6 protein-coding genes are annotated in these 6,721 nt (G+C 38.2%); 5 read left to right on the forward strand and 1 reads right to left on the reverse strand.

What is annotated here, in order from left to right; all coding sequences use genetic code 11:
- The first annotated feature begins 162 nt into the window (after positions 1–162).
- On the forward strand, positions 163–714 hold the full coding sequence (locus KQI69_RS07655; RefSeq protein ID WP_216564772.1) for an aldo/keto reductase: 552 nt from the start codon (positions 163–165) through the stop codon (positions 712–714).
- Positions 715–719: 5 nt separating this feature from the next.
- Here the strand turns inward: KQI69_RS07655 and KQI69_RS07660 are convergent, their stop codons facing one another.
- Positions 720–2,081 (reverse strand): MATE family efflux transporter, encoded by a 1,362-nt coding sequence (locus tag KQI69_RS07660; RefSeq protein ID WP_216564773.1) that lies wholly within the window; start codon positions 2,079–2,081, stop codon positions 720–722.
- Between the two features lie 276 nt (positions 2,082–2,357).
- Here KQI69_RS07660 and KQI69_RS07665 point away from each other — a divergent pair, with 276 nt between their 5' ends.
- From KQI69_RS07665 to KQI69_RS07680, 4 genes are all read left to right on the forward strand, one after another.
- A complete protein-coding gene (locus tag KQI69_RS07665) occupies positions 2,358–3,215 on the forward strand; it encodes a LysR family transcriptional regulator (RefSeq protein WP_216564774.1) in 858 nt (285 codons plus the stop codon).
- Between the two features lie 88 nt (positions 3,216–3,303).
- Entirely contained in the window at positions 3,304–4,290 is a 987-nt protein-coding gene (locus tag KQI69_RS07670; protein WP_216564775.1) for a Gfo/Idh/MocA family protein, read from the forward strand.
- On the forward strand, positions 4,283–5,971 hold the full coding sequence (locus tag KQI69_RS07675; RefSeq protein WP_216564776.1) for an ATP-binding protein: 1,689 nt from the start codon (positions 4,283–4,285) through the stop codon (positions 5,969–5,971). The genes KQI69_RS07670 and KQI69_RS07675 overlap by 8 nt, the downstream gene beginning before the upstream one ends.
- Before the next feature lie 13 nt (positions 5,972–5,984).
- Positions 5,985–6,596 (forward strand): sugar O-acetyltransferase, encoded by a 612-nt coding sequence (locus tag KQI69_RS07680; protein WP_216564778.1) that lies wholly within the window; start codon positions 5,985–5,987, stop codon positions 6,594–6,596.
- The last annotated feature ends 125 nt before the right edge of the window (positions 6,597–6,721 follow it).

Consider the following 6,721-nt stretch of genomic DNA (forward strand, 5'->3'; position numbering starts at 1 on the left):
TTCCGTTTATGTTTGGAATTTTTCCATATACGGTTGTGACAGACAAGCAGAAAGAAGCGATGAAAAAAGCAGGCGTAGATTATATTTATAGTTCTTTGTATGATTTGACTTTTCATGCGGTCAGAAGAATGTTGAAATATTAGAAAAGCGGGGAAAACGGATATGGAATACACAAAACTTGGAAATACGGAAATAGAAGTATCAAAGGTATGTGTCGGTTGTATGAGTTTCGGAAAAGCAGGGACTATGCATGACTGGACGCTTGATGCAGAAGAAACCGAGACAGTGGTAAAGGATGCACTTTCACTCGGTATCAACTTTTTTGACACGGCAAACGGATATTCAGCGGGAACAAGTGAGGAATATCTGGGGCAGGCATTAAAGAAAAATATATCTCGTGACAAAGTGGTTATTGCATCAAAAGTATATTTTAATCCGGGCAGACTTTCTTCAGAAGCCATTCATAGAGAGATTGACGGAACATTAAAAATGCAGCAGATAGCATTGGCATGGCACTGGGCGAAAGGTGTAAGTTCACCTATTATCGGAGCAACAAAGGCTTCGCATCTCGAAGATGCGGCAAAGGCATTGGATGTGAAGCTTGAAGCAGAGGACATTTCATATCTGGAAGAACCGTATATTCCGCATCGTATTGTCGGTGCGATAGACCATAATCCGGCGGATGGTGTTATGTTGCTGGATGAGAAAAAATAGGGTGTTCACTCCTTCATCCTGTTAAGTTCCGGCAGCACCGTAAACAGCATAGTAATAAAACACATACTTCCACCTATTACATTAGATATGGGTTCTGCCATAAATACACCGTCTGTTCCCATGTGGAAAACGTATGGAAGTATGTATGTAAGCGGTACAACGATAAACACTTTGCGTAAAAGTGAAAAGAAAATTGCCTGTTTCCGTTTGTTAAGTGATTTGAAAACAGTCTGACCGATATATTGCAGATCCATAAAAATAAATGCAGCAAAATAAAGTTTCAATGCAGGTACAACATCTTTTATAAGTGTTGTATCGGAACTGAATATCATGATTAAATATTTCGGGGCAAGTATGATAATGCTCCACATTATGCCGGTATAGATAAGTGCCATGACAGCCATTACTATGCCGGCTTTTTTTACGCGTTCAGGTCGTCTTGCCCCATAATTGTAGCTGATAATAGGTGAAGAACCCTCTGTTATAGCATAGATAGGAGTTTCAACCATCTGGCGGACACTTGAAACGATAGTCATAACCGAGATATACACATCACCACCTGTAACATAAAGTACATTATTGCAGCATATTGAAACAAGACTGTTTGTAAGTTGCATAATAAATCCTGCTGTGCCAAGAGTTATGATATTTTTAGCAATGGAAAGGCAGGAAGAAAATTCGTTTTTATGTAGCAGTCTTACTTTTATCTCTGCTTTTTTGCGAAGAAAATAGAAAACAAAAACAGCAGAGAGTACCTGAGATATTACGGTGGCAATGGCAGCACCGTTTACTCCGAGTCCGAACAGAAAAATAAAAATTGGGTCGAGTATAATATTTGCAACTGCACCGATGGTCACGGAGAACATACCCGTTGTAGAATATCCCTGTGCATTGATAAAAGGATTCATACCGGTAGATATCATGGAAGGGAGAGTTCCGAGCAGATAGATTACAATATAAGGTCTTGCGTAAGTCAGTGCGTTTTGAGATGCTCCAAAAAGAACGAGAAGCGGTTTTGAAAATACAATGCCGATTATCATAAGGAGTATTGCACTTGCACAGACCATTGTAAAAGATGTATTTAAAATAGTATTTGCCTTTTTATCATCACCCATGCCGCGATTAATGGAAAAAATCGGAGCACCGCCGCTTCCAAAAAGATTGCTGCACGCTGTGATTATCATTATCAAAGGAAAACAAAGCCCGACAGCTCCGAGTGCAGCAGTTCCGATTTCGGGGATACGCCCTATATAAATGCGGTCAACTATGTTATACAGCAGACTTAAAATCTGTGCTACAAGCATTGGGAGAGCAGCACTTAAGATATTTCCTGTTACGGTTCCGGTTTCAAAATTTATGCGTTTCATGATTGTTCCTCGATTTGATTATTATTTTTGGACTGTTTTTATACGGTTATCTTCTTAACTTTGAATCAAAAAACATTCCTCGCTTTAAGCTCGGTCAATTCTTAATATTTATCGATTTTTTGGATTTTTATCTTCTTAATTTTCAGTCAAGAAGCAGCTTTCACTTTCGTTTGGTTATTTATTGAAATTCAGTATAACATGATTTAAACTATATTAAAAATATTGATTTTATGTGTATATTAAATAAAATTTATATGGCTTCAAGAAAGGCAAAAGATGGAAACTAAACAATTGGAATATTTTTGTGCAGTTGTAGAACAGGGCACGGTAAGCGGGGCGGCAAAAGTCCTCAACATGACACAGCCGCCTGTCAGTTATCAGATGAAAATGCTTGAGGAAGAGCTTCAGGTACAGCTTTTTTTCAGAGGAATGAAGAGGATAACTCTCACAGAAGCAGGAAAAGTCTTGTATGCGAGGGCGGTAAGTATATTAAAAATGCTTGATATTACAAAGAGAGAGGTTTTAAAGGCAAGCCAGTCGGCAACTATTCATATTGGTATCACACCGTCTACTGTTCCGATGATGTCAGAATATATTGAGAGTTTTTCAAAAAAACATCCTGAAATTCATTTTGATATTCATGAAGGGTCAACATTTAATCTGAAAGAGCAGTTAGAAAATCATGTGGTGGATATTACTACATTGCGTACACCAATAACTTTAAACGGATGTGCGACGAAGCAGCTTATAAAGGAAAAACTGGTTGCAATGGTGTCAGAGGAGTATTATTGCAGGAAAAACTGTCCGTATATAAGTTTGAAAGAACTTTCTGGAGAGCATCTTATCTTGTCACACCGTTATAGAAATTATATGATTTCGACATTTGAAGCCGCGGGACTTACTTGTGATATATATTATGAATGTGAAGATGCAAGAACCGCAATGACAATCGCTGAGAAAGGGATAGGTGTGGCAATACTGCCAAAATCAATGAGTGATCTGGATAATAAGCTGCGTGTTTATGAAATTTCAGATGCCGATCTTACAACGGAGATATTGCTCGTGTGGAGGGATGAATATCTGGCGACGGAGGTGAACAATTTTATAGAAGAAATAGGTTATGATGTTGATTAAATATAAGTTATATTTCGGTTGATAAAATTCAGATTTGACACTAAAATATATTTTATAATGATATAAGCATCTAAGGAGGTCGTTATTTATGAAAGATATTAAATGGGCAGTTTTAGGTACGGGAGTGATCGCAAATGAGATGGCACAGGCTTTAATAAAAAACGGAAAAAGTATATATTCGGTTGCAAACAGAACGCACCAGAAAGCAGTTGAATTTGCAAAAAAATACAATATTGATAAAGTATATGAGGATATGAATGATGTTTTTACAGATCCGGAGGTAGATGTAATATATATTACAACGCCGCACAACACTCATTTTGAATTTATGAAAAAAGCAATAAACAATGGAAAGCACATACTTGTGGAAAAATCCATAACATTAAATACAAGTGAATTAAGTCAGGTAATCAATTTGGCAGAACAAAAGGGAGTTGTCGTTGCAGAGGCAATGACGATATACCATATGCCTATTTACAAAAAATTAAAAGAAATGCTTAATTCAGGAGTTCTCGGAAAAGTAAATCTTATCACGATGAATTTTGGAAGTTTTAAGGAATACGATATGAACAACCGTTTCTTTAATCCAAACCTTGCAGGAGGAGCAATGCTTGACATCGGAGTTTATGCTCTTTCTTTTATACGCTGGTTTATGGAGTCATGTCCAAGTAAACGTGCGTCACAGACAAAAAGTGCTCCGACAGGTGTTGATGAACAGGTGGGATTACTGCTTATGAATGATGAAGGTCAGATGGCATCAGTCATGCTTTCACTTCATTCAAAGCAGCCCAAAAGAGGAATGATTTCGTGCGAGAAAGGATATATCGAGATAATGGAATATCCGAGAGCGTGGGAGGCAACGATACATTATGTTGAGTCAGGTGAAACGGAAAAGATAACTGCTGGTGAAAATTCGGATGCACTTGTATATGAACTTGAGGATATGGAGAGGGCAGTAAATGGGGAACCTGAATGTATGCATCTTGATTATACATGGGATGTTATGCGCATGATGACAGGTATAAGAAATTTCAAATATCCTGAGGAAATAGAAGAGGAGAAAAAAGATGTATGATAAGAGGAATGATGTAAGTGTTTCTGCGGCAGTTGCTGAAAAGCAGCAGAGTCTTGAAAATGCTTTAAACAATGCAAAAAAAGAGAAGCAGATGTTTAATGCTCTTTGCATCAACTATACCGCGGCCTATTATTGTGATCTTATGAATGATTATCTTGAACCGATAAAACAGAAAAATTTTTCGCACAGTGCCAAAGGTTATAATAAACTTCATAATAAAAACAGTTATTCGGAATGGATTCGTTATGCCTATGAACATATATTGATTAAGGAAACTGCACAGGATTATCTGGATACATTTGAAGCACATAATCTTATGGAGCATTTAAAAAATGAGGAAAGTTTGGTATATCGTCATATGACAAAACCAAACTCTGCCGGTATGGAGTATTTTGAGGCTACAGTGGTGCGTCTTTATGCAGATGAGCACAGTTTTAAAGTTATTGTAGGCTATCGTCCTATTGATACTATTTTAAAAGAGGAGATGCAGCGTCAGAAACAGTTAGAAGAAGCATTGAGGACTGCTGAGATCGCAAACCGTTCAAAAACAGAATTTCTCCGCCGTATGAGCCATGATATACGTACACCACTCAATGGAATCATAGGTCTTTTGGAGGTTGATGAAGCACATTTTGATGATATGGAGCTGATAAAGGCAAACCATGAAAAAATGAAGATTTCTGCAAATCATCTTCTTTCTCTTATAAATGATGTTCTTCAGATGAGTAAACTGGAAGATGGAACGATAGAACTTGCACACGAGCCGATAAGCTTAATGGATATGACAAAGGAAATTGTGCTTATCGTTGTAGACAGAGCCATAGATACCGGAATACGCTGGGAGTATGAGAGTGACAAATCAGTTATACCATATCCATATATATATGGAAGTCCGCTTCATTTACGGCAGATTTTTCTAAATGTTTATGGAAATTGTATTAAATATAACCGTCCGGGCGGAAAAATCAATACTATCGTGCAGGACGCAGGAGAGAAGGATGGTATCTGTACTTACCGCTGGATAATATCAGATACAGGAATAGGGATGAGTCAGGAGTTTCTTGATCATATATTTGAACCATTTGCACAGGAAAAAAATGATGCACGAAGCATTTATCAGGGGACGGGGCTTGGAATGGCAATAGTGAAAAAGCTAATTGACAAAATGGGCGGAAATATTTCTATCACCAGCAAAGAGGGAGTTGGCTCTACATTTGTCATAGAGCTTCCATTTGAGATTGCGCCTGCACCTTTGGAACAGACAGAACAACTTCCTGATTCAGAATGTAATATTCGGGGACTTCATTTGCTTCTTGCCGAAGACAATGAGCTTAATGCGGAGATTGCTCAGATGCTTTTAAATGATGAGGGCGCAGAAGTTACAATCGTGTCAGATGGAAGACAGGCGGTTGATGCATTTAAATCTGGTGAAGCAGGTAAATTTGATGCGATTCTTATGGATGTGATGATGCCGGTAATGGATGGGATAGCTGCTACAAAGGCAATCCGTACATTAGAACGGCCTGATGCCAAGACTATTCCTATAATATCAATGACCGCAAATGCGTTTAAAGAGGATGCACAGGAATGTATAGATGCCGGGATGAACGAGCATTTGGCAAAACCGCTTAAGATGGACGAGGTAGTAGAAACAATAGTGAAGCTGTGTAGAAAGAGATAGAGGGAGGATTATTATGACGCAAAAAGAGCGGATGGAAAAGGGGATAATATATAACCCTAATTCATCAGAGATTACAAAAGAACAGAATGTTTACATGGAAAAACTATGGGAATTTAACCAGTTGCGTCCATCGGAACAGGATAAAAAAGAAAAATATATGAAACAGACTTTTGCCGAATGTGGAGAGGGGTGTTATATCGAACTTCCATTTCATGCAAACTGGGGCGGAAAAAACCTGCATTTTGGAAACAAGGTCTACGCAAATTTTAATCTTACAGTAGTAGATGACGGTGAGATATTTGTAGGTGACAAAGTAATGTTTGGACCGAATGTCACTATAGCAACTGCAAATCATCCAATCGAACCATCGCTTCGTGCAGATGCAATGCAGTATAACAAGACGGTTCATATCGGAGAGAATGTCTGGATTGGAGCAGGGACAACCATAGTTCCCGGAGTGACAATTGGTAAAAATTCGGTAATCGGTGCGGGAAGTGTTGTAGTAAAAGATATACCTGACAATGTTGTTGCCGTAGGAAATCCATGTCGTGTACTTCGTGAGATTGGAGAGCATGACCGCGAATTTTTCTATAGGAATGAGAAAATAGATTGGGAAAATCTTTAGATAAGGCTCGGAGAGAAAATTTTAAAAATTTCTCTCCGAGTTTTTTATGCTATTTTTTCGGTTGTCTGATTTAATGAATAATGCTTTAAATCCCCCATTTGAAATGGGGGACCAGGCAAAGCCGA

Origin of the sequence: Eubacterium sp. MSJ-13 (assembly GCF_018918235.1) — a bacterium.
Classification (GTDB): Bacteria; Bacillota; Clostridia; order Lachnospirales; family Lachnospiraceae; genus Butyribacter.